The organism is Luteimonas yindakuii (assembly GCF_004803715.2).
In the GTDB taxonomy this organism is placed as follows: Bacteria; Pseudomonadota; Gammaproteobacteria; order Xanthomonadales; family Xanthomonadaceae; genus Luteimonas; species Luteimonas yindakuii.
Map to the genome: position 1 here is coordinate 2,469,195 of NZ_CP039383.2, position 23,569 is coordinate 2,492,763.

Consider the following 23,569-nt stretch of genomic DNA (forward strand, 5'->3'; position numbering starts at 1 on the left):
GCCACAGGCACGCCGTCACAGCTGGGGCGTGCCCCAGTGTGCGTCGGGGTGCAGGGCGGTCGCGCGCGGCACCGCCAGGCTCAGCGCTCGGCCTCGTGCTCGACTGCCGCGGCAAAGAACGCCTGCACGTCCGCCACGTCGCGGGTCACCGGGAACGGCGGCAGCGAGCCCAGGAACACGCGCCCGTACGGACGGTTGGTCAGCCGCGGATCGCACAGCACCAGCACGCCGCGGTCGCGTTCGCTGCGGATCAGGCGGCCGACGCCCTGCTTGAGCGCGATCACCGCCTGCGGCAGCTGTTCGTCGGCGAACGGGTTGCCGCCGGCGCGGCGGATCGCGTCCAGCCGCGCCTCGAACACCGGTTCGTCGGGCGCGGCGAACGGCAGCTTGTCGATCACCACCACGCTCAGCGCATCGCCGACCACGTCCACGCCCTCGCGGAAGCTGGCCGCGCCGAGCAGCACGCCGTTGCCGGACTCGCGGAAACGCTGCAGCAGCACGTGCCGCGGCGCTTCGCCCTGCACGAACAGCGGCCACGGGCCGCCCCGCAACAGCGCCGCGGTCTCGCGCAACGCACGGTGCGAGGCGAACAGCAGGAACGCGCGGCCATTGGATGCATGCAGCACCGGCAGTACCGCCTCCATCACCGCACTCGAATACGTCGGCGCCGACGGCGGCGGCAGCCGTGGTGGCAACAGGCACAGCGCCTGGCGCTGCCAGTCGAACGGGCTTGGCGCGAGCAGCGTGGTCGGCGCGTCGAGCCCGAGGCGGGTGGCGACGTGGTCGAAACAGCCGTCGATCGCCAGCGTCGCCGAGGTGAACACCCAGGCCGCGCCCGATGCCTCGCGATGCGTGCGCAACGGCCCGGACACATCCAGCGGCGTGCGCTGCAGGCGGAATCCGCGCGGCGACAGTTCGTACCAGCGCACGTCGCCGTCGTCTGTGGCGGCGACGTCGTGATCGGACGGTTCGTCGAACGCACCGGGCCCGCCAGCCACCTGCCAGCGCGACAGGCGGGTGATGAACTCGCGCGCACGGGCATGGACCGCATCCAGTCCCGGCGCGGCCTCGCGCAGTGGTGCCACCGCGTCGCCGAGTTCCTGCAATGCATCGCACAGCGCTTCCAGCGCGACCTGCACGCCGGCATCGTGCAGCGCGCGGTCGCGGGTGCCGCGCGGTGGCAGCGACTCCATCGCCGCACGCAGCGCGCGCACGGCGTGCTCCAGTGCCAGCGCGGCTGGCTGCAGCGCCGCCAGGGCGCCGTCGACGCCGGCGCATTCAGCGATCGCGTCACGCGCGAGCTCGACCAGCGGCCGCGCGCTCAGGCCCTCGCCGAAGAACTGCGCGGCAAGCTCCGGCAGCTGGTGCGCCTCGTCGACGATAAAGGCCTGCGCACCGGGCAGGATCTCGCCGAAGCCCTCCTGCTTCAGCGCGAGGTCGGCGAGCAGCAGGTGGTGGTTGACCACCACCAGGTCGGCGGCCTGCGCCCGCTGCCGCGCCTGCACCACGAAACAATCGCCATAGAACGGGCACTCGCTGCCCAGGCAGTTGTCGACGGTGGAGGTCACCATCGGGATCAGCGGCGAGTCCTCCGGCAGCGCCTCGATCTCGGCGAGATCGCCCATCCGCGTGCGTCCGCCCCAGGCGACGATGCGCTGGAACAGGGCGAGCTGCTCGCGCGCGGTGAAACGTGGCTCGCCCTTCGCACGCTCGAGGCGATACAGGCACAGGTAGTTGGCGCGTCCCTTGAGCAGGGCGGACTTCAGGCCGACGCCGAGCGCATCGCGCAGGCGCGGCAGGTCGCGATGGTAGAGCTGGTCCTGCAGCGCGCGGGTGCCGGTGGACACGATGGTGCGCAGCCCCGACAGCAGTGCCGGCACCAGGTAGGCGAAGGTCTTGCCGGTGCCGGTGCCGGCTTCGGCCAGCAGGGTGCTGCGGCTGCCGAGTGCATCGACGACCGCGGCCGCAAGCTGCTGCTGCGACGGCCGCGGGTGGAATTGCGGCAGCGCCTGCGCGAGCTCGCCGCCCTCGGCCAGTGCCGCGTGCACGCGGGTGGCCAGCGTGGCGTTCGCGCCGATGGGCGCCGCATCCACGATCACGTTCAGAACCGGTCGAGCACGCCGACCCGGCAGCCCCCGATCTGCGCGCGTGCCTGCGCGGCGCCCTCGGCATCGCCCTGCAGCAGGCGGATCTGTTCGAGCGTCGCCCAGTGGCGGCGGCAGGCCGGGCCGACCTGGGGGCCGAGCACGTAGGCGCGCTGCGACAGGCGTTCGGCTTCGGCCACGTCGCCTTGCAGCAGGGCGAGCTCGGCGCGTTCCTGCAGCAGTCCCGGGGCGTCGGGCACGACCGCCAGCGCGGCGTCCAGGCTGGTGATGGCCGCGGCGTAGTCGCCGGCGGCTTCCTCGCGTGCGGCACGTTCGCGCAGGTCCTCGATGCGGCCATCGCGCAGCGGCTGCACGGCGAGTTCGCCTTCGCCGTCGCCGGCGGCGTCGCGGATCGCAGCCACCATCTGTTGCGGCGAGGCATCGGTCAGCGCCGGCACGGTGGGCGCTGGCGGCGGCGCGCTCGCGCAGGCGGCGAGCGCCAGGCACAGCACGGCGGCTGCCCAGCGTCCCGGGCGGTGCACGGTGGAAAGCGTCATGGCAGCAGCTCTCCTGCGGGCGCAGGCGCGGGTTCCGGCGGCGGAGCGGCCGGCTCGCGGGCCGGATCCTGCCGGCCGCGACCGAAGAAGCGTCGCCAGCCGCTTTCCTGCGGCGCGGCCTCGTCGCTGTAACCGGGTTCGCCCGGCTGCGTGACCGGAACACCGTCCGCCGCGTACGGCGCGGGATAGGCGGCATAGCAGGGCTGGTAGGCCGGCGCGTAGCCCTGGAGGAAGGCGAAGCGGCGCGCGTCGGGGCATTCCGGATCGGTGGCCCCGCCCTGTGCGACCCATTGCCAGTCCAGCCCCTCGTCGGCGACTTCCAGCGGCGCGCTGGGGAGGCGCCGGAACAGGTCCGACCACACCCGCATCGCGCCGGTGGTGCCGTACAGGCCGGTCGCTTCGTTCTGGTCGTTGCCGATCCACACCACCGCGAGATGGTCGCCGGTCCAGCCCGCAAACCAGCTGTCGCGGCCGTCGTTGGTGGTGCCGGTCTTGCCGGCCGGCTGCAGGCGGGCAAGGCCGTCAGCGACCAGCTGGCGACCGGTGCCGGAGGTCACCGCGTGCTGCAGGGCCAGGGTGACCAGCCGCACGTACTGGGAATCCTGCGGGTAGGCGTCGGGCTGCGCGCCATCGTAGCGGCGCTGCACGCGCCCTTCGCTGTCGAGCACGCCGCGCACCATGCGCAGCGTCTGCCGTTCGCCACCGGAGGCGAGGAACTGGTACAGCTGCGCCATCGCATACGGGCTTTCGTCGACCGCGCCCAGGATCAGCGACGGGTTCGGCTCCGCGCGGATGCTGGCCAGCTTGTGCAGCAGGTCCGCCAGCGCGCGCGGGCCGACCTCCATGCCGACGCGCACCGTGGCCTGGTTGTAGGAACGCGCCAGCGCATCCATCAGCCGCACGCTGCCGTGGCTGCGACGGTCGGAGTTGGTCGGGTTCCAGCGCTGGCCGTTGGGCAGCACCATGTCCACCGGCGCATCGTTGACCCAGGTCGCCAGCGAGAACTCGTTCGGGCGGGTCAGCGCCAGCAGGTAGACGAAGGGCTTGAGCAGCGACCCCACCGGCCGCTTGGCCTCGATGGCGCGGTTGAAGCCGTGCTCGGTGGGATTGGCGCCACCCACCACCGCGATGACCTCGCCGGTATGCGAATCGGTAACCACCAGGCCGGCCTGCAGCGCCGGGCGCTTGTCGTTGCTGAGCGCCTCGATCGTGCGCCGCACCGCGCCCTCGGCGTAGCCCTGCGCGGCCGGCGACATCGCGGTCATCACGATCAGGCCCGCGCCCTGCAGCACTTCGGCAGGGTAGTCGGCGGCCAGCTGCCGCCGCACCAGGTCGACATAGGCCGGGAAGCGGTTCGCGGCCAGCGTGCCCGGCGTCGAGCTGATGCCCAGCGGCGCCGCCAGCGCACGCTTGTACTCGGTCTCGTCGATCAGCCCGTTCCCGAGCATCTTTCCGAGCGCGAAATCGCGTCGTTCCTTCGCGCGTTCCGGATGCCGGCGCGGGTCGTAATACGACGGGCCGCGGATGATGCCGACCAGCAGCGCGACGTGCTCCGTCGCCAGGTCCTCGAGCCTGCGCCCGAACCAGAACTCCGCGCCGGCGGCGACGCCGTGGATCGCCTGCGCACCGCGCTGGCCGAGGTAGACCTGGTTGAGGTAGGCCTCGAGGATCGTGCCCTTGTCGTAGCGGGCCTCGATCAGCATCGCGTAGAGGATTTCGTTGAACTTGCGCGTGTAGGTCTGTTCGCGGCCGATGCCGAGCAGGCCGGAGCGCGCCAGCTGCTGGGTGAGCGTGCTGCCGCCCTGGCGCGCCTCGCCGGCGCGCACGTTCACCCACGCCGCACGCAGCATGCCGCCGAGGTCGATGCCGTGGTGGTGGGCGAAGTCCTCGTCCTCGACCGCCTGCAGCGCGTCGGTGACCAGTACCGGCACGTCCTCCACCCGCACCAGCCGGCGTTCTTCCTGGCGCTGGCCATACAGGGTCGCGATGCGTGCGGGGTCGAGGTAGGCGCTGTCGATGCCGGCATCACCCCCGGCATCGCGCAGGCGGCTGATCCGCCCGCCCGACATCGAGACTTCCACGCGTCGTGGCGCCACCGCGCCACCGACATCCTGGAAGCCACGGCTGGCGATCGTCCAGCGGCCGTTCTCGGCCACCGACCAGGTGCCCGGGCTGCGGCCGTCGCCCTCGCGGTAGGCGGCCGACTCCAGCTCCAGCTTCAGCGTCTGCGCGTCCAGCGCCAGGCCGGGAGTGAGCTGCAGCGGTCGCGCGTAGACGCGCGTGGGCACCTGCCAGCGCAGTTCGCCGAAACGCTGGCTGACCTGCTGGTTGAGGTAGAGGGTATAGGGGATCAGGAACCCGAGCCCGAGCCCGACCAGGGCCAGTGCCCAGACGAGCGCACGTCGCGACCAGGTGCGGCGCGGGGAGTCGGGGATGTCGTGATCGTCCTCGTCACGGTCGATGCGGCGCATCGAGTCCTGGGGTTTTGGCATCTGCAACGAGGCTCATGGGGGATGCGACAATGGCTGCCCGCAGTCTAGCCCAGCCCGGTTTGCCGCCGGGCGAAGGCCTCCTGCACAGTCAGCTGGAGTTCCACCGGATGCCGTTCTCGCTGACCGACGCGCAGTTCCGGCTTGCCCGCGCGCTCGGTTTCTCACGCCGCGCCTGGAGCAGCCTGCGCACGCGCGGCTGGCAGTCGACCTGGCAGCGCGTCCTGCTGCGCCTGCAGCGCGCGCTGCGCCGCGCCCCGGTGGATGCCACGCCGCTGTGGCGCCCGGCGCCCGCTGGCGATGCCCTGCCCGCGTTCGCCGAACCGGACGTGGTGCCCGCCGCCAGCATCGTGATCCCGGTGCACAACCACGTCGGCCACACGCTGGAGTGCCTGCGCGCGCTGGCCGCGGCACCGCCCGCCGCCACGATGGAAATCATCGTGGTCGATGACGCCAGCAGCGATGCCAGCGCGACCCTGCTGCCGGGCATCACCGGCCTGCGCTACCACCGCCACGAGCGCAATGGCGGCTTCATCGCCGCGTGCAACACCGGCGCCGCCCTGGCACGCGGCGAGGTGCTGGTATTCCTCAACAACGACACCGTGCCGCAGCCGGGCTGGCTGGATGCACTGCTGGAGACCCTGCGCGAAGTACCACGCGCGGGCATCGTCGGCGCCCAGCTGGTCTACCCGGACGGCCGGCTGCAGGAAGCCGGCGGCGTGGTGTTCCGCGATGGACAGGCCTGGAACTACGGCCGCTTCGAATCCCCCGAGGACCCGCGCTACGGCTACCTGCGCGATGCGGACTACGTCAGCGGCGCCGCGCTGGCGATCCCGCGTGCGCTGTTCGACGCCGTCGGTGGCTTCGACACCCGCTATGCACCGGCCTATTACGAGGACACCGACCTCGCCTTCGCGGTCCGGGCAGCCGGACATCGCGTGCTGTACCAGCCCGCCGCACGCGTGCTGCACGACGAGGGCACCAGCGCCGGCACCGACCCGTCCACCGGCATGAAGGCGGCGCAGGTGCGCAATCGCGAGGTATTCGCGCGGCACCGCGCGGCGGAACTCGCCGGGTTCCCCGCGCCGTCCGAGCTGCCCACTCCGGGCACCCTGCACCGGGGCCAGCGCCGGATCCTGATCGTCGACGAATCCACGCCGCGCCCCGACCACGATTCCGGCTCGCTGCGACTGGTCGCGCTGATGAGGATGCTGCTCGACGACGGCGCGCATGTCGCCTTCGTGCCGGCCGACGGCCGCCATGCCGGCCGCCACACGCGCGCGCTGCGGGCGATGGGCGTGGAAACCTGGTCGGAGCCGTGGACCGGTGGCATCGCGCAGTGGCTGCGTCACCATGCCGGCCGCTTCGACGTGGCCATGCTGAGCCGGCATTTCGTCGCCGCGCCGCTGCTGCCGCTGCTGCGGCGCCATGCACCGGACGTGCGGATCCTGTTCGACAGCGTCGACCTGCACTACCTGCGCGAACGCCGCGCCGCCGAACTTGCCAACGACGCAACGATGCTGGCGATCGCACGGCGTACCCGCGCGCGCGAGTTGGCGGTGGTGGCCGCCGCCGATGCCACCCTGGTGGTCAGCGCCGCCGAGCGCGAGCTGCTCGCCGCCGATGCGCCTGGCGCCAAGGTGGAGCTGCTTTCGAACCTGCATCGGGTCACCGGGGAAGCCGCACCCTGGGAGCGTCGCCACGGGGTCGTGTTCGTAGGCGGCTTCCACCACCCGCCCAATGTCGATGCGCTGCGCTGGTTCCTCGCCGAGGTCTGGCCGCGCGTGCACGCGCAGGCACCTGGCCTGGCATTCCACTGCATCGGTAGCGACCCGCCGATCGAGATTGCCACCCGGCACGGCCACAGCGGCGTGCAGGTGCATGGCCATGTGGCGGACATCGCACCCTGGATGGACGGCTGCCGCGTCGCGGTGGCGCCGTTGCGGTTCGGCGCCGGGGTCAAGGGCAAGATCAACCTCAGCATGGCGCATGGCCAGCCAGTGGTCGCCACGCCCGTCGCGGCCGAAGGCATGCACCTGCACGATGGCCTCGATGTCCTGCTGGCCGACGATGCCGACGCGTTTGCCCACGCCGTGCTGCGTGCCCACGAGGATGCCGTTGTGTGGTCGCGGCTGTCGGCTGGCGGACGCGCCAACGTCGAGCGGCATTTCTCCATCGAGGCCGCGCGCGCGACCGTGCACCGGCTGTTTCTCGATCCGGCCGCCGGCTGAAACGGCCCGGCTGAAGCCTGCCTCAGCGTGACTCGCCGACCGAGCCCGCCGCGCGCAGGCGCTCAGCGAACGCGGCCAGCTCCGGCACCGTGGGATCGATCTCTCGCGCCGCGCCATGGGCGGCACGGGCGGCGGCGAGTTCGCCCGCGCCCAGGCGCTCGTCGCCCACCGCGAGCCAGCGCTGCGCCAGCCGGCGGCGTGCCGGCGCCAGCGTGTCCTCGTCTTCCGACAAGGCCGTGCGCGCGTCGAGGCAGCTACGGGCCCGTGCCAGGCGGTTGCCGCGCAGCTCGCGGTCGAAACAGGCGACCGCCGCCGGCAGCAGGCGTGCCGCGGCGCGGCGCACACCGTTGTCGTCGGGCGCGATCGCGCGTGCCGCGCGCAGGCGGTCATAGGCGCTCTCGCCCGGCGGCGTGAGCAGGTCGCCGCGCTGCTCGGCGGCATCCACCTGTTCCAGCAGCACGGGCAGGCGTTCGCGCCGCTGCGCCGGACTGCCGGCAGGACGCAGCCGTGCATGGGCGAGGCGCGCGCGTTCGACATGGCGCACTGCCGCGTCAACGGCCGCCGTCGCGCTGCCGCCCGGAGCGACGCGCGCCGCTTCGGCCAGCGCGGTGTCGGCATCGGAAAAACGGAAGTCGGCGGCCGCGCGCTCGGCCCGGCGTGCGTGTGCCAGCGCGAGCTGCTCCATGCCCTCGAGCGGCTCCGCCGCGTCCGGGTCGCTCTCCAGCAGTGCGCGATAGCGCGCTTCCGCGCGCTCCAGCCGGCCCGCGTCACGATCCGCGTGCGCCTGGCGCAGCAGTGCATCGCGCTCCTCGCCCAAGCGGGCCTGGGTATCGGGCAGGTCGATGTGGCCGGGATCGAACTCGCGGGCGACGGCGACCGCGCGCGCTGCTTCGGCATACCGGCCCTCGCGCAGGTCCTCGCGTGCCTGCTGCAACAGGTCGCCGAGGGCATCCTCGCGGCCGCGCAGTGCATCGGCGTCGTCGGGGCGCAGGCCGAGGATGCGCCGGTACAGCGGCAGCGCCGAGTTCTCGCTGCCATGCAGGTCGCCGCGTGCGTACGCGGCCCGCGCCCGCGCGCGCACGTCATCGAGACCGGCCTGCGCGGACAGCCGCTCGCGCAATGCGCTCTCCACCCTGTCGACCGCCGCGCGCGGCGCGGCCAGTTCGCGCGCCAGCGCCAGCGCGGCACGCGCATCGTCGAAACGCTCCTCTGCAAGCGCCGACTGCGCCTGCGCAAGCGCGGCGCGTGCCACCTGCGACAGGCCATCGCGGGCTTCGGGGCGGTCGGGATCCATCGCCAGCGCGGCCTCGTACAGCTCGCGTGCACCGGTGCCGTCCGCCGCGCTCAGCCGGCCCGATGCCAGCGCGGCGGCAGCTTCCGCGCGCAGCGCCTGCGCGCGCGTGTCCGGCCACAGCCGGTCCGCCAACGGCTGCCGCACCGCGATCAGCAGCACCATCGCCACGCCGACCGTCGCGGCGGCCATCGGCCACCAGCTGCGCCAGTCGCGCTGCACCACCCGGAAAAACATGCGTACGCGCGCCTCCAGGCGCCAGAGCCCGCCGGTGGGGCGACGCGCGGGCGTTGCGGCGATGGCGGGTCTGGATGCGGAAGGGCGGCGGATCACCGCGGCAGCATAGGTGCAAACCATGAACGCGACGTCAGTCACGCATGGCCGTGCGATTTCCACTGCGACGATTTTCGCGCGGATCAGCCGCGGCGCGCGCGCTCGACGCCGGGCACCGATTCCAGCCGGCCCAGCAGGCGTGCGAACTGCCCATGGTCCTGCACGCGCAGCTGCAGGCGCAGCCGCACGCGACCGACGCCGCCGCCATCCTCGCTGTGGATCGACAGCACGTGGGCGTCCTCCTGTGCGATCAGGTTGGTCAGGTCCTTGAGCAGGTGCCGGCGGTCGACGCCCTCGATGATCGCCTCCGCCTCGTGCACGCCGCCGGCGCGGCCCCACTCCACCGGCAGCACGCGTTGCGGATCGCGAGCGGCCATGCGCTGCAGCGCCGCGCATTCGGCGCGATGCACGCTGATCCCGCGGCTGCGGGTGAGGTAACCGGTGATCGCCTCCCCGGGCAACGGCCGGCAGCAACGGGCGATCTGTACCAGCAGGTTGTCGACGCCGACCACGCTGAACTCCGAACTGCCCTTCGGCAGGCGGCGCGGTGGCGTGTGCGCGAGGTTGGTGGCCTCGTCGACCGGCCTGCGCGCCTCGGCCTCGGCTTCGCCTAGCGCGCGCACCACCTGGTGCGGGCCGACGTCGCCCAGCGCCACCAGCACGTACAGGTCGTCGATGGTCGCGGCATGGAAGCGCTTGAGCGCCGGCGCCGGATCGGCACGTTGCAGGCCGAGGCGCTTGAGCTCGCGGTCGAGCAACTCGCGCCCGGCCTGCACGTTGCGCTCGCGATCGAGCGCGCGGAACCACGCACGCACCTTGTCGCGCGAACGCCCGCTGACGAGGTAGCCATTGGCCGGCAACAGCCAGTCACGGCGCGGCTCGGCGGTCTTGCCGGTCAGCACTTCCACGCGGTCGCCACTCTGCAGCCGGTGGTCGAGCGGCACGATGCGGCCATTGACCTTGGCGCCACGGCAGCGGTGGCCGACCATCGTGTGCACGTGGTAGGCGAAGTCGAGCGGCGTTGCGTCGCGCGGCAGGTCGATGACCTCGCCCATCGGCGTCAGCGTGTAGATGCGGTCCTCGACCAGCTCGGTGTCGAGCGCGCCGGCCAGGCCGCCTTCGTCGCCGCCGTCCTGGTGCGACTCCAGCAGCCGCCGCATCCACTCGATCTTGCGCTCCAGCGCGGAGTCGCCGGTGCCGCCTTCCTTGTAGCGCCAGTGCGCGGCCACGCCCAGCTCGGCCTGCTCGTGCATCTCCACCGTGCGGATCTGCACCTCCAGCGTCTTGCCCTCCGGGCCGACCACCGCCGTGTGCAGCGAGCGGTAGTCGTTGCGCTTGGGCCGCGCGATGTAGTCGTCGAACTCGCTCGGGATCGGCGTCCACAACGCATGCACGATGCCGAGTGCCGCGTAGCAGGCGCCGACGTCGTCCACCAGCACGCGCACCGCGCGCAGGTCGTAGAGCTCGCCGATCGGCACGCCCTTGCGCTGCATCTTCTTCCAGATGCTGTAGATGTGCTTGGGGCGGCCGACGACGTCGGCGTGCAGGCCCTGGGCGGCAAGTGCATCGCGCAGGGTCTGCGTCACCTCGTCGATGTAGCGCTCGCGCCCGGAGCGCTTGTCGTCGAGCAGCCCGGCGATGCGGCGGTAGGTGTCGGGATCGAGGTGGCGGAACGCGAGATCCTCGAGTTCCCATTTCAGCTGCCAGATGCCGAGCCGGTTGGCCAGCGGCGCATGGATGTCGCGGGTGAGCTGCGCCAGCGCGATGCGTTCCTCCGCGGGGCGCTGTGCCACCGCCCGCAGGTGGGCGAGTTGCCGCGCCAGCAGGATCGGCACCACCCGCAGGTCGCGCACGATCGCCAGCAGCAGGCGGCGCAGGCCTTCCTGCCCGCCACGGCCGACGCGCTCGGCATGCAGCGCCCACACCTGGCGCGCGGCGCGCTGTCCGTCGAGCAACGCGGCGACGCGCGGGTGCGCCCTGGCGAGGCGTGCAGCGGCCTCGGCAGGCGGTTCCGGCAGCACGTGCAGGATCGCCGCGGCGATGACGTCGGCATCGGCGTTGAGCGTGGCCAGCGACTGCAGCGTGTCGCCCAGCACCGGCCAGGGCTCGGCCGGCACCACCCACGCGCCGGACGCATCGCGCAACGCCGCGTCCACCACCTCGCGCAGGGCGGGCGTCAACGCCGCCGTGGCTGGGAGTGACAACAGGGTTCCGGCGCTGGCGTCGACAGCCGACACGGCATCACGACTCGGGTGGGGCGCTCTACACTAGCCGCCACCTGCCCCGAGGAACAGACCATGCGCAGCCTTTTCCATGCAGCACTGCTGAGCGCCGGCCTCCTGGCCAGCGACATCGCTCTGGCGCAGCAGGCACCGCCGCTGCAGGAACAGATGACGGCCGCGGAATTCCGTGCCGCCGGCCTCGACAAGCTCAGCGCCGACGAGCTCGCCGCGCTCAACCAGTGGCTGCAACGCCGGGTCGGCGAGGAAACGGCGGTGATCGCGGCGCAGGCACGCGAGGAAGGCCGGAAGGAAGTGGTGGAAAAGAACCGCGGCTTCTTCCACTTCGGTTCCGAGGAGCCCATCCAGAGCACCATCGCCGGCGAGTTCCGCGGCTTCGGCAAGGGCCGCCGCTACACCCTGGCCAACGGCCAGGTGTGGGAGCAGACCGATGGCGCCAGCCTCGCCGGCGTGCGCCGGCAGGACATCGGCGTGCGCATCCGCCCGGGCGCGATCGGCGGCTGGTGGATGCAGGTGGATGGCTACAACACGACTGCACGCGTGGAGCGGGTGGAGTAACCATTCTCGCGGAAGGCCGGATCGCATCGTCGCGCCACACCCCGACGATACGGCTCCCGCAGGGCCCTCACCCGGCCAACGCCCCGACCGCGCCGTCATCCGCCGCTTCGCGCCACCCCCAACCAGGGGGTCTCGGGGGCAGGCTTCTCCAGCAGGCGGGAGAAAGGCTGGAGGCATGCAGGCATCGGTGCCGCCAGCGCCTCCTAGCCGAGTAGCGCCTCCAGCCTGCGCGCCAGCTTCTTCGGCGACACGCCGCCGCGTGCACCGAGTTCCTGTGCATGCAGCGACACGCGCAGTTCCTCCAGGTCCTGGCGGAACGCGCGCCAGTCGGGGTCGTGGGCGATGCCGTCGGCCTCGGCTTCGACGAGTGCCTCGACGAAGGGCTTGAGTTCGAGCATCCGCTGCTGGTCGCGCAGGGGATCACGCAGTGCACGTTCGGCACGCAGCGACAGCGCCTGCAGGTAACGCGGCATCTGGTCGAGCAGCGCATCCGGCGTGATCGACAGGAAGCCCGGCGGCGCCAGGCTGTCGAGGTGCGCGCGCATGTCGTCGAGGTTGGCGCGCGCCCAGCCCATCAGCCCGCCCTCGAGGCGCCCGCGGATCTCGGCAACGCTGTCGAGCACGCGCTCGGCCAGATGCAGCCGGCGCATCGCCTCGCCGAACAGCTCGCGTCCGACCGCATCACGGCGGGTGGCGAACGCCGCCGCGTCGCGGATGCCACCCAGGCCATCGGCCGTGAGTGCGGTGAACGCGCCTTCGACCAAGTCGTCGCGCAACGGGTCGCCGCCTTCCGGACGCGTCGCGCGCGGCGCCGCGGCTTCGATCGCGGCATACAGCAGCGCGGTCTTCGGCTTGACCGTCAGCTGCTTGCGCGCCTGGCGCAACCTGGCATCCAGCGCGATGCGCAACAGCCGGCGCACGCCGCCCGGATGCCGGCGTGCGGCCTCGCCAGCATCGGCATACACCGCCAGCCGGGCGCTGTTGCCGGCGTCGTCGAGCGCGGGATATGCGGTGATGCCACCGGCACCGGGCACCGACAGCGGCACCGGTGTGTCCGGGAACGTGGTCAACCCGGCCTGCGCAAGGCCTTCGGCGGCACGCTCGGCGAAGGCGGCGTCGGCATCGGCGCCGAAGCGCGTCCGCAGCGCATCGAGATCACGCGACTCGGCCAGCACCTGGCGGCCGTCGCGCGCCAGCAACCGCAGGTTCATGCGCAGGTGCGGCTCCAGCGCGCCCTCGTTGAAATCGGTGGCGGCGAGTTCCACCCCGGTCAGCCGCTTGAGGAAGCGCGCCAGCACGCCGGTGAACGCATCCGCGTCCGGCTGCCGGTGCGCTTCGGCGAAGGCGCGGGCGAAGTCCGGCACCGGCACGAAATTGCGCCGCAGGGTCTTGGGCAACCCGCGGATCAGCGCCGCCGCCCGGTCCTCGACAAAGCCCGGCGCCAGCCACGACAGCCGCGCCGGATCCAGCGCGTTCAACAGGTGCAGCGGCACGCGCACGGTCATGCCGTCGTCCACCGCACCGGGCTCGAAGCGGTAGCTCACCTCCAAGCGTGCGTTGCCCACCGCCAGCACCTTGGGGAAGCGGTCGGCATCGGTCTCGTCGGCGACCAGCAGGTCGTCGCGCGTCCACGCAAGCGCATCGCGCTCGGCGGACGATGCCTTCTTCCACCAGGCATCGAGTGAACGCGCATCGACGATGCCGGCCGGAATGCGGTCGTGATACCACTGCTGCATCCATGATTCGTCGACCACCAGCCCGACACGGCGCTGCTTGGCCTCCTCCTCGCGCGCCTGCGCCAGCGTGGCCAGGTTGCGGGCAAGAAACGGCGCACGCAGGTTGATCTCGCCGGTCACCAGGCCATCGCGCAGGAACATGGCCCGTGCTTCATCGGGATACAGCCGTCCGTAATCGACCGGGCGCTTCGGCGCCAGCACCAGGCCGAACAGGCTGACCTGCTCGCTGCCGATCACCCGTCCCTGCGATCGCGACCAGTGCGGATCGTGGTGGCGACGCGCCAGCAGATGCGGCAGTTCGGCGATCGCCCAGTCAGGCTCTACCGTGGCGTTGGTCAGCGCCCACACCTTTTCGGTATCGAGCAGCGTCGCCGACAGCACCCACGGCGGCGGCTTGCGCGCCAATGCCGATCCCGGAAACAGCTGGAAGCGACGCCCGCGCGGGCCTTCGTACTGGCCACGGTCGCCGCGGTGGCCGAGCTGGGTCGGCAGGCCGGCCAGCAGCGCACGATGCAGCGCCGCGTAGCCGCGGGCGTCGAGAACGGGCGCGGGATCCCCACCGGCGACGGTGTCGCGCAACGGCGCTCGCCCCTGCTCCACCGCCCAGCCGATGTCGGCGCATTGCAGCTTCAGTTGCCGGTGCAGCTCGCGCCATTCGCGCAGGCGCAGGAAGCCGAGGAAGTGCTTCTCCGCCCAGCGCCGCAGCTGCGACTGGGTGAGGTCCTCGTGCGCGGCGCGATAGGCTTCCCACAGTTTCAGGATGCCGACGAACTCCGAGCGCGGATCGGCGAACAGCGCATGCGCATTGTCGGCGGCGGCGCGCTGGTCGGCCGGGCGCTCGCGCGGGTCCTGGATGCCGAGGAACGCGGCGATCGCCAGCATCGGCTCCAGGCAGCCATGCGCCTGCGCGGCCACCAGCATGCGCGCGAGCTTCACGTCCACCGGCAGCCGCGCCATGGTGCGGCCGGTCGCGGTCAACCTGCGCTCGCCGTCCACCGCGCCGAGTTCGGCCAGCTGCTGCCAGCCGTCGGCGACCGCACGCGGGTCCGGGGCCTCCAGGAACGGGAAATCCTCGATGACGCGGCTGTTGCCGACGGCGCGTTCCGGCGACGCCGGATCACGGTTCCCGATCCCGCCCAGGCCCAGCCACAGCATGCGCAGGATCACCCCGGCGAGCGCGGCGCGGCGGATCTCGGGATCGGTGTACTGCGGTCGCGAGAGGAAGTCGGCCTCCGAATACAGCCGCACGCAGGTGCCCGGCGCGATGCGCCCGCAGCGGCCCTTGCGCTGGTCGGCCGCGGCCTGCGACACCGGTTCGATATGCAGGCGGTCGAGCTTCTGCCGCGGACTGTAGCGCTTGACCCGGGCGAAGCCGGGATCGACCACGTAGTGGATGCGCGGCACGGTCAGCGAGGTTTCGGCGACGTTGGTGGCCAGCACGATGCGCCGCAGCGGGCCGGGGTTGAACACCCGGTCCTGGTCGCGCGTCGACAGCCGCGCGTACAACGGCAGCACTTCGGTGTGCCGGTACTTGCGCCGCTCCAGCGCCTGGTGGGCGTCGCGGATCTCGCGCTCGCCGGGCAGGAACACCAGCACGTCGCCAGTGCCGCGTTCGCGCATGATCTCGTCGCAGGCGGCCACGATGCCGTCGAGCACGGAGACGGTGTCGGCGCTGTCCTCGTCGCGCGGGCGGCGCGCGGACCCCGCCGTCGCAGGCGGCTCGTCCGCGGTTTCCACACGCTCACCCAGCGGCCGCCAGCGCACGTCGACCGGATAGCCGCGCCCTTCCACGCTGACCACCGGCGCGTCGCCGAAGTGTTTCGAGAACCGCTCGGTGTCGATCGTGGCCGACGTCACGATCACCTTGAGGTCGCGCCGCCGCTCGAGCAGCTGCCTGAGATAGCCGATCAGGAAGTCGATGTTGAGGCTGCGCTCGTGCGCCTCGTCGACGATGATCGTGTCGTAGGCCGACAGCCAGCGATCGGAAGCGATCTCCGCCAGCAGGATGCCGTCGGTCATGAACTTCACCGCGGTGCGCTCGCCGACCTGGTCGTTGAAGCGGACCTGGAAGCCGACCGCGCCCCCCAGCGGCACCTGCAGTTCCTCGGCCACCCGGCGCGCCACCGTGCGGGCGGCGATCCGCCGCGGCTGCGTGCAGCCGATCATGCCGGCGGCGCCGCGCCCGGCCTGCAGGCACAGCTTGGGCAGCTGGGTGGTCTTGCCGGATCCGGTTTCGCCGGCGATCACCACCACCTGGTGGTTGCGGATCAGCTCGACGATGCGCGCCGCCTCACCGGCGATCGGCAGCGACGGGTCCACCTCGGCACGCGGCAGCGCCGCCGCGCGGGCCTCGCGTATGGCGATGGACGCCGCAAGCGCCCGCTCGAACGCCTGCCGCGCCGCTTCATCGGCCGCGCGCGCGCGCCAGCGCGACCACAGGCCGTGCAGGCGCCCCCGATCGCTGGACAGAGCACCATCGATCGCCGCCCGCGCCGCCTGCAGGGCGGGATCCGGACGGCCGGGCGTGCGGGGACGACGGGGCTGGTTGGGTGCTTGCAAACGGATTTTCCAGGTCACACGGCGGCCACGACGGCCACGCTATTGTGGCTGCTTCCACCCAATGGAGCTTGCAATGGCCAGTAAACAGACCCCGAAGCCGAAGGCGTCCGCAAAGTCCGCGCCGCAGACCACCGCGTCGCCCGATTCGCAGTCCAAGGCCCCCGCCATCGATATCGGGATCCCGGAGGACGAGCGCCGCAAGATCGCACAGAGCCTGTCGGTGTTCCTGGCCGACGCCTACACGCTGTACCTCAAGACCCACAACTTCCACTGGAACGTGACCGGGCCGATGTTCAACGCCCTGCACAACATGTTCGAGGAGCAGTACACCGAGCAGTGGAACGCGCTTGACGACGTCGCCGAACGCATCCGCGCGCTGGGCTACAACGCCCCGGGCTCGTACGCGGAGTTCATCGAGCTGACCTCGATCAAGGAAGAGCCTGGCCTGGACAAGGCACCGGACTGGCGCGAGATGGTGCGCCAGCTGGTCGAGGGCAACGAGGCCGTGTGCCGCAGCGCGCGCCAGGCGCTCGAAGTGGCCGATGACGGCGACGACGACCCGACCGAGGACCTGCTGATCCAGCGCCTGCAGACCCACGAGAAGTACGCCTGGATGCTGCGCTCGCTGTTGCAGTGACCGGTTGGAATTTCCGGACTCCCGGGTCATGACAGACAGAGGGCTGCGAGTCCGTGCGAGTCCGCTCGCTGATCCTCGCGCCGACGCGACGACAGGTCGTAGCCCGCCGCGGACGCAGGGGATGCCCAGAGCCGGCCATGGATGGCCGGCGGCCGGATGTGGTAGCAGGACGCGGAGATATCCGGCTGGGCATTCCCCTGTGGCCGTGGCGGGCTGCCCACGTCCGCCCAGAGATGGGGTGTGCGTACGCTGTTGATCGTATCCGCGGCTATCCCCCAGTCACCGCCGCGATCCCGGCCACACCGCGCATGGCACCGCAGCCTGCGACAACCGCGCGGTATCCTGTGCCGATGTCACGCACCGCCCCCGCAGTACTGCAGAACGTCTTCGGCCATGCCGCCTTCCGCGGCGAACAGGCGGCGATCGTCGACCATGTCGCCTCCGGCAACGATGCCCTGGTGCTCATGCCCACCGGCGGCGGCAAGTCGCTGTGCTACCAGGTGCCGGCGCTGCTGCGCGACGGCTGCGCCATCGTCGTCTCGCCGCTGATCGCGCTGATGCAGGACCAGGTGGAGGCGCTGCGCCAGCTCGGCGTGCGCGCCGCCTACCTCAACTCCACCCTGGACGCCGCCGAAGCGCAGGCGGTGGAGCAGCAGCTGCGCGAAGGCAGCCTGGACCTGCTGTACGTCGCACCCGAGCGCCTGCTGACCGGGCGCTTCCTCTCACTGCTCGACCGCGCCGCGATCGCGTTGTTCGCGATCGACGAGGCGCACTGCGTGTCGCAGTGGGGGCACGACTTCCGCCCCGAATACCGCGAGCTGACCATCCTCCACGAGCGCTGGCCGGAAGTGCCGCGCATCGCGCTGACCGCCACCGCCGATCCGCCGACCCAGCGCGAGATCGCCGAGCGGCTGCAACTGGAGGACGCGCGCCGTTTCGTCAGCTCGTTCGACCGTCCCAATATCCGCTACCACGTGGTGCAGAAGGACGACGCCCGGCGCCAGCTGCTGGACTTCCTGCAGGCGCACCGCGGCAGCGCCGGCATCGTGTACTGCATGTCGCGGCGCAAGGTGGAGGACACCGCCGAATGGCTGGTCGCCCACGGCGTCGATGCATTGCCCTACCACGCCGGTCTCGATGCACGCCTGCGCGCCACCCACCAGCGCCGCTTCCTGCGCGAGGACGGCGTGGTGATGGTGGCGACGATCGCGTTCGGCATGGGCATCGACAAGCCCGACGTGCGCTTCGTCGCCCATACCGACCTGCCGAAGTCGATCGAGGGCTATTACCAGGAGACCGGCCGCGCCGGCCGCGACGGCGAGGCCGCCGATGCGTGGATGTGCTACGGCCTCGGCGACCTGGTGCTGCTGCGGCAGATGATCGAGCAGTCGGAATCCGGCGAGGAGCGCAAGCGGCTGGAACACCGCAAGCTCGACCAGCTGGTGGGTTATGCGGAAACCATGGCCTGCCGCCGCCGGGTGCTGCTGGCGAGCTTCGGCGAACGTTACCTGCCCGCGGCTGCCAGCGGCGACGGCGACCACGACTGCGGCAACTGTGACAACTGCCTGCAGCCGCCGGAAAGCTGGGATGCCACGGTCGCCGCGCAGAAGGCGCTGAGCGCGGTGTTCCGCAGCGGGCAGCGTTTCGGTGCGGCACACGTGATCGACATCCTGCGCGGCGCCGACACCGAGAAGGTGCGGCAGTTCGGCCATGAGCGCCTGAGCACCTATGGCGTCGGCAGCGAACTCGACGCGCGTGCCTGGCGCGGCGTGTTCCGCCAGTTGGTCGCGCATGGGCTGCTGGAAGTGGACGCACAGGGTCACGGCGCGTTGCGCCTCACCGGGCCCAGCCGCGCGGTGCTGCGTGGCGAGCAGGCGGTGCGCCTGCGCAAGCTGCCGCCGGCGCGAGCTGGCGGCGGAGGTGCACGTGCGACCAGCGCGGCGGCGGCGGTGCCGGCACCCGACCAGCCGCTGTTCGAAGCACTGCGCGCGATGCGCGGGCGTCTGGCGCGCGAGCAGAACGTCCCGGCCTACGTGATCTTCCACGACGCCACCCTGCGCGAGATCGCGGCGCAGCGCCCGAAAAGCCTGCCTGCATTGGGCGGCATCGGTGGCATCGGCGCCGGCAAGCTCGAGCGGTACGGCGAAGCGGTGCTGGACGTGGTGTTCGAGCACGATTGAGGCCGGTCGCCCGGTGGAGCGGCAGCGGCAAGGCCGCTCCGGCAGGGCGACACTTCGGTTCCGGGCTTCAGTTCCCGGCGCCGACACCCGACGTCATCGCTGCCCGTCGCCCACCGCCACCCCCACCGGCACGCCGGAATCCAGCGGCACCCGCCTCGGCACGACTTCGCGCAGCAACGCAGCGCGCGCTGCGGTCGCATCTTCCGGCGTAAGCGATGGATCCACGTCGATGCCGTCCCCGACACGCGTCGCCACCACGTGCCCGTCGCGCAGCACCAGCCGCGCACCGGGCTGGCGCGGCAGACGTTCGCCCGGCAGCACGGTGCCGGCGAGGTTGAGCGGATCGTGTGCGGACACGCAGACCAGTTCGCCGGTCGGCGGGCGGTTGCGGACCGCGCGCAGCGCGCCGATCGCCTCCGGCAGCGCGTACTGCTCGCCGGCAATCCCGGCCACGAAGCGCCCGCCGCGGATCTCTCCGCGCGCTTCCAGCCTTCGATAGACGCGCACCAGCTCGCGCCAGGGCGGCAACCAGTCCGGCTCGCGCTGCAACATGCGCCAGCCGACCACCCCGTAGCGACGCAGCAGTACGCGGGCGACGTATTCGAGGTCGTCGGCGTCGGCCGCCGCGTCGCTGCGCCGGGCCGGACTCCAGCGGCCCGCATCGGCGATGCCCGACAGCGGCACGCGACGTCCACGCCGACCGGCGGCCGGGCGCTTCGATGGCGGCACCAGCAATGCGCGCAGGCCGGCGAAGCTGTCGCAGTGCGCCAGGCCGGCCGCAACCAGTTCCGACAACGCATCTTCCAGCTCGGTGCGCAGCAGGCGCGCATCGTCCTGCAGCTCGTCGAAGAACGACGCGCCCTGGCGCTGCAGTACTTCATGCAGCCGACGCGCACGCGACGACAACGCATCCGTTTCCGGCGGCGCGGGCGCCAAGCGCGTCCAGCGCGCCGCCTCGCGCCGCGGCAGCAATGCCACCGGCGTGCCACGCAGGTTGCCTCCCCGGCCAGCCACTCCGTCAGTGGCCCGCGGCCGCAGGCGCAGCCACGTGATACGGCCGGCGGTGCACAGCTCGTCGAGCCAGGTGATCGCGTAATCGCGCACCCGCAATGCCAGCAGCTCGGTTTCCCATGCCGAAGCCGGCGCCTCGAAGCCTTCGAGCTGCGACAGCACCCCGGCCAGGGCCTCCGCGCCACCGCCGCGCGTGGCCACGGTCACACGCTGCCAGTCGCACAGGAAGCGCACGTAGTCGGCAACCGCGACCGGCTCGATCTCGCGCCGCAGCCGGCCCAGCGTTTCGCGGTGGATGCGCGCCAACAGGCCGCGTTCGCACCATTCCTCGCCGGCGCCGCCACTGAAATGGCCACGCATTGCGGTGCCTTCGTGCTCCAGCGCCATCAATGCACGCTCGACCGCTGCGACCTGCAGTCCCAACGGTCGCGCAAGCTCCCTCACCTCAACCGGGCCGAGCGCGCCGAGCCGCGCACGCACCAGTTCGACCACCGCGGCGTCGGCGTCCCAGTCGCGGCTGAACTCCGCCGGCACCGCCACGGCCGGGGCAATGCCGGCCTGGGGATGCAGCGCGCGCAGCAGTGGCAGGCGCTCGGTGGCGACATGCAGCGTGCCACCGTCCAGCACCATGCGTGTCGCGCGGCCGCTGGCCTGCAGCGGCTCGAGCAGCGCGGGCCAACCCGGCTCCCGTTGCAGTTCGGCTTCGTCCAGCGCCCCCAGCAGCATCAGCGCATCGTGCAGCTCGTCGGGGGTGGTCGCTTCCGGCCAGGCCTCGTCACGTACGCGCGCGATCGCGGCAGGATCGAGCCGACCAAGATCATCGGCACTGGCAGGATCGGCATAGCGACGGTGCTGCATCGCCTGGGTACGGCGTTCCTCCAGCGGCGCATCGTCGAGGAAGGCATACGGCCGTGCGTTGCAGGGCTCGGCGGCCAGTGGCGATGGCGCGGTCAGGTCGCGCGCGACGACCTCGATGTCGCCGGCCTCGATCGCGCGCAGCACGTCGAGCCAGCCGGGCGCATCCATCGCCTCCTGCAGGCAGTCGCGCAGGGTCTGCGCGACCAGCGGATGGTCCGGGATCTCGCGCTCGCCGACGATGTTCTCCAGGCACGCGACCTGGTCCGGGAACACCGCCGCCAGCAGGTCCTCGGCCCGCATCCGCTGCAGCTGCGGGGCGACTTTCCGGCCACCACTGAAGCGCGGCAACGCCAGCGCGGTGCTCGCGTTCCAGCGCCAGCGCACACCGAACAACGGCGCATCCAGCAGCGCCTGCACCAGCACGTCGAGCGCGCTGGCCGAGTGCAGGAAGCGCGACACGTCCGCCAGCGGGAAGCTGTGGCTGGTCGACAGCGACAGCACGATGGCGTCCTCGGTGGCCGCGGCCTGCAGCTCGAAATTGAAGGTGCGGCAGAAGCGCTTGCGCAGCGCCAGGCCCCAGGCGCGATTGATGCGGCTGCCGAACGGCGCATGGATGACCAGCTGGGTGCCGCCGCTGGCGTCGAAGAAACGCTCCAGCACCACGCACTGCTGCGTCGGCAGCACGCCAAGCGCAATCCGCGCAGCACCGAGGTAGTCGACGATCTGCCGCGCGGCTTCCGGCGACAGGCCGATCGCCTGTTGCAGCCAGTCGCGCGCGTCGGCGTGCAGGTTGTCGGGTTCGGTGGCCGGTGGCGCATCCAGCCGCTCCGCCACCGCGGCACGCAGGCGCGACACGCCCAGCGACAGTGCATCGGTGCGGCCGGGTGCCTCGCCCAGCCAGAACGGGATCGTCGGCGGCAGCCCGTGCGCGTCCTCCACCCGCAGCCGTCCGGCCTCCACGCGCAGGATCCGGTAACTGGCGTTGCCGAGCTGGAACACGTCGCCGGCCAGGCTCTCGACCGCGAAATCCTCGTTGACGCTGCCGATCCCGTGGCCGTCGGGCTCGAGCATCACTGCGTAGTCGCCGGTTTCCGGGATGGTGCCACCGGACATCGTCGCCACCAGCCGCGCGCCCTTGCGCGGCCGCAGGCGCCGATGCACGGCGTCACGGTGCACCCATGCCGCACGCGGGCCGTGGCGACCGACGTAGCCGTCGGCCAGCATGCGCACCACCGCATCGAAATCGTCGCGTGCAAGCGCGCGGTACGGCCAGGCGCGGCGGACGAGCTCGAACAGCGCGTCCTCATCCCAGTCCTGCGCGGCGGTCTCGGCGACGATCTGCTGCGCCAGCACGTCGAGCGCGGCCTGCGGGATGCGCAGCACGTCGAGCTCGCCGCGGCGCACGCAGTCCAGCAGTGCCGCGCACTCCACCAGTTCGTCGCGGCTGGTGGGGAACAGGCGCGCCTTCGGCACTCCGCCGACATGGTGGCGCGAGCGGCCGGCGCGTTGCAGGAAGGCGGAGATCGAACGCGGCGAGCCGATCTGGCAGACGAGGTCGACGTCGCCGATGTCGATGCCGAGTTCCAGCGAAGCAGTCGCCACCAGCACCTGCAGTTCGCCGCGCTTGAGGCGCTGCTCCGCGTCCAGCCGTGCCTCGCGGGCGAGGCTGCCGTGGTGGGCGGCGACATGCTCGCGCCCGAGGAGCTCACCCAGGTGGCGCGCGGCACGCTCGGCCATCCGTCGCGTGTTGACGAACACCAGCGTGGTGCGATGGGTCTGCGCCAGCTGCGCGATGCGCCGGTAGACCTGCTGCGCCTGGTCGCCCGAAAGCACCGCCGACAGCGGTGTCGGCGGCAGTTCGAGGGCGAGGTCGCGCGGGCGGTCGCTGCCGACGTCGACGATCACGCAATCGGGCGTCGCATCGTCGGCGACCCCGCCGACAAGGAAGCGCGCCACGGTGTCGATCGGCTTCTGCGTCGCCGACAGGCCGACGCGCACCAGCCGGCGTCCGGCGAGTGCATCCAGCCGCTCCAGGCTGAGCGCAAGGTGGCTGCCGCGCTTGTCGCCGGCGACGGCGTGGATCTCGTCGACGATCACCTTGCGCGCGGTCCGCAGGATGTCGCGCCCGGAAGCCGAACCCAGCATCACGTACAGCGACTCCGGCGTGGTCACCAGGATCTGCGGCGGACGACGGCGCATCCGCGCGCGCTCCGCCTGCGGGGTGTCGCCGGTGCGCACCGCGGCGCGGATCGGCACGTCGCCAAGGCCGAGGTCCGCGAGTTGCTGGCGGACACCGGCCAGCGGCACCTCCAGGTTGAGCTGCACGTCGTTGGACAGCGCCTTCAACGGCGACACGTAGACCACCACGGTTTCGTCGGGCAGGCCGCCGGGCGAGGCCAGGCCCTCGCGCACCAGCATGTCGATCGCGGTCAGGAACGCGGTCAGCGTCTTGCCCGAACCGGTCGGCGCCGACACCAGGACGTCGCGGGCCGCGCGGATCGCCGGCCACGCCCCCACCTGCGCCGGCGTCGGGCACGGGAACGCGCTGCGGAACCACTGCGCGACGGCGGGATGGAAGGGTTCGAGGGGCATGGGCCTGCTGGCGTCGGCGCGAGCGTGGCGCGTCGTGATGATCCGCCCGTGGGCGGCTGTGCCGCCAATCTGCGCCCGCCGCATGCGCGCTGCAACCGGGGTGCCCGGACGGTGGTGGGTCGTGATGGATTCGAACCATCGACCAGCGGATTAAAAGTCCGATGCTCTACCGACTGAGCTAACGACCCGGACGCGCGGCCCTCGTGGGCACGC

10 protein-coding genes, 1 tRNA gene and 1 pseudogene are annotated in these 23,569 nt (G+C 72.0%); 4 read left to right on the forward strand and 8 right to left on the reverse strand.

Annotated elements, in window-relative coordinates:
- Positions 1-80: 80 nt before the first annotated feature.
- From yoaA to mrcB, 3 genes are read right to left on the reverse strand one after another with little or no spacing between them, the layout of a single operon-like run.
- Entirely contained in the window at positions 81-2,060 is a 1,980-nt protein-coding gene (gene yoaA, locus E5843_RS11505) for a DNA repair helicase YoaA (protein WP_136413092.1), read from the reverse strand.
- Between the two features lie 41 nt (positions 2,061-2,101).
- Positions 2,102-2,641 (reverse strand): hypothetical protein, encoded by a 540-nt coding sequence (locus E5843_RS11510; protein WP_136412700.1) that lies wholly within the window; start codon positions 2,639-2,641, stop codon positions 2,102-2,104.
- Positions 2,638-5,133 (reverse strand): penicillin-binding protein 1B, encoded by a 2,496-nt coding sequence (gene mrcB, locus E5843_RS11515; protein ID WP_141066010.1) that lies wholly within the window; start codon positions 5,131-5,133, stop codon positions 2,638-2,640. The genes E5843_RS11510 and mrcB overlap by 4 nt, the downstream gene beginning before the upstream one ends.
- Positions 5,134-5,240: 107 nt before the next feature.
- Here mrcB and E5843_RS11520 point away from each other — a divergent pair, with 107 nt between their 5' ends.
- The gene (locus E5843_RS11520; protein ID WP_141066175.1) at positions 5,241-7,361 is read left to right on the forward strand and encodes a glycosyltransferase; all 2,121 of its coding nucleotides are present in this window, start codon (positions 5,241-5,243) and stop codon (positions 7,359-7,361) included.
- Positions 7,362-7,383: 22 nt separating this feature from the next.
- Here the strand turns inward: E5843_RS11520 and E5843_RS11525 are convergent, their stop codons facing one another.
- Positions 7,384-8,889 (reverse strand): hypothetical protein, encoded by a 1,506-nt coding sequence (locus E5843_RS11525; RefSeq protein WP_141066011.1) that lies wholly within the window; start codon positions 8,887-8,889, stop codon positions 7,384-7,386.
- 179 nt (positions 8,890-9,068) lie between these two features.
- A complete protein-coding gene (locus E5843_RS11530; protein ID WP_425480715.1) occupies positions 9,069-11,189 on the reverse strand; it encodes a RelA/SpoT family protein in 2,121 nt (706 codons plus the stop codon).
- Between the two features lie 93 nt (positions 11,190-11,282).
- On the opposite strand from E5843_RS11530, the gene E5843_RS11535 reads away from it, so the two are divergent.
- On the forward strand, positions 11,283-11,783 hold the full coding sequence (locus tag E5843_RS11535; RefSeq protein WP_136412705.1) for a hypothetical protein: 501 nt from the start codon (positions 11,283-11,285) through the stop codon (positions 11,781-11,783).
- Between the two features lie 203 nt (positions 11,784-11,986).
- Here E5843_RS11535 and hrpA read toward each other — a convergent pair whose 3' ends face one another.
- Positions 11,987-16,078: an ATP-dependent RNA helicase HrpA gene (gene hrpA / locus E5843_RS11540; RefSeq protein WP_141066012.1), complete on the reverse strand. Its 4,092-nt coding sequence runs from the start codon at positions 16,076-16,078 to the stop codon at positions 11,987-11,989.
- A 157-nt stretch (positions 16,079-16,235) separates the two neighbouring features.
- Between hrpA and E5843_RS11545 the strand changes: the two are divergent.
- A pseudogene (locus E5843_RS11545) lies at positions 16,236-16,715 on the forward strand (Dps family protein); the annotation flags it as partial.
- Between the two features lie 350 nt (positions 16,716-17,065).
- Positions 17,066-18,895, forward strand: a complete 1,830-nt coding sequence (gene recQ / locus E5843_RS11550) for a DNA helicase RecQ (protein WP_141066013.1) — start codon at positions 17,066-17,068, stop codon at positions 18,893-18,895.
- 93 nt (positions 18,896-18,988) lie between these two features.
- Here the strand turns inward: recQ and E5843_RS11555 are convergent, their stop codons facing one another.
- Both E5843_RS11555 and E5843_RS11560 read right to left on the reverse strand, forming a co-directional pair.
- Positions 18,989-23,356: a DEAD/DEAH box helicase gene (locus E5843_RS11555; protein WP_141066014.1), complete on the reverse strand. Its 4,368-nt coding sequence runs from the start codon at positions 23,354-23,356 to the stop codon at positions 18,989-18,991.
- Positions 23,357-23,468: 112 nt separating this feature from the next.
- Positions 23,469-23,544, reverse strand: a tRNA-Lys gene (locus E5843_RS11560).
- Positions 23,545-23,569 lie beyond the last annotated feature (25 nt).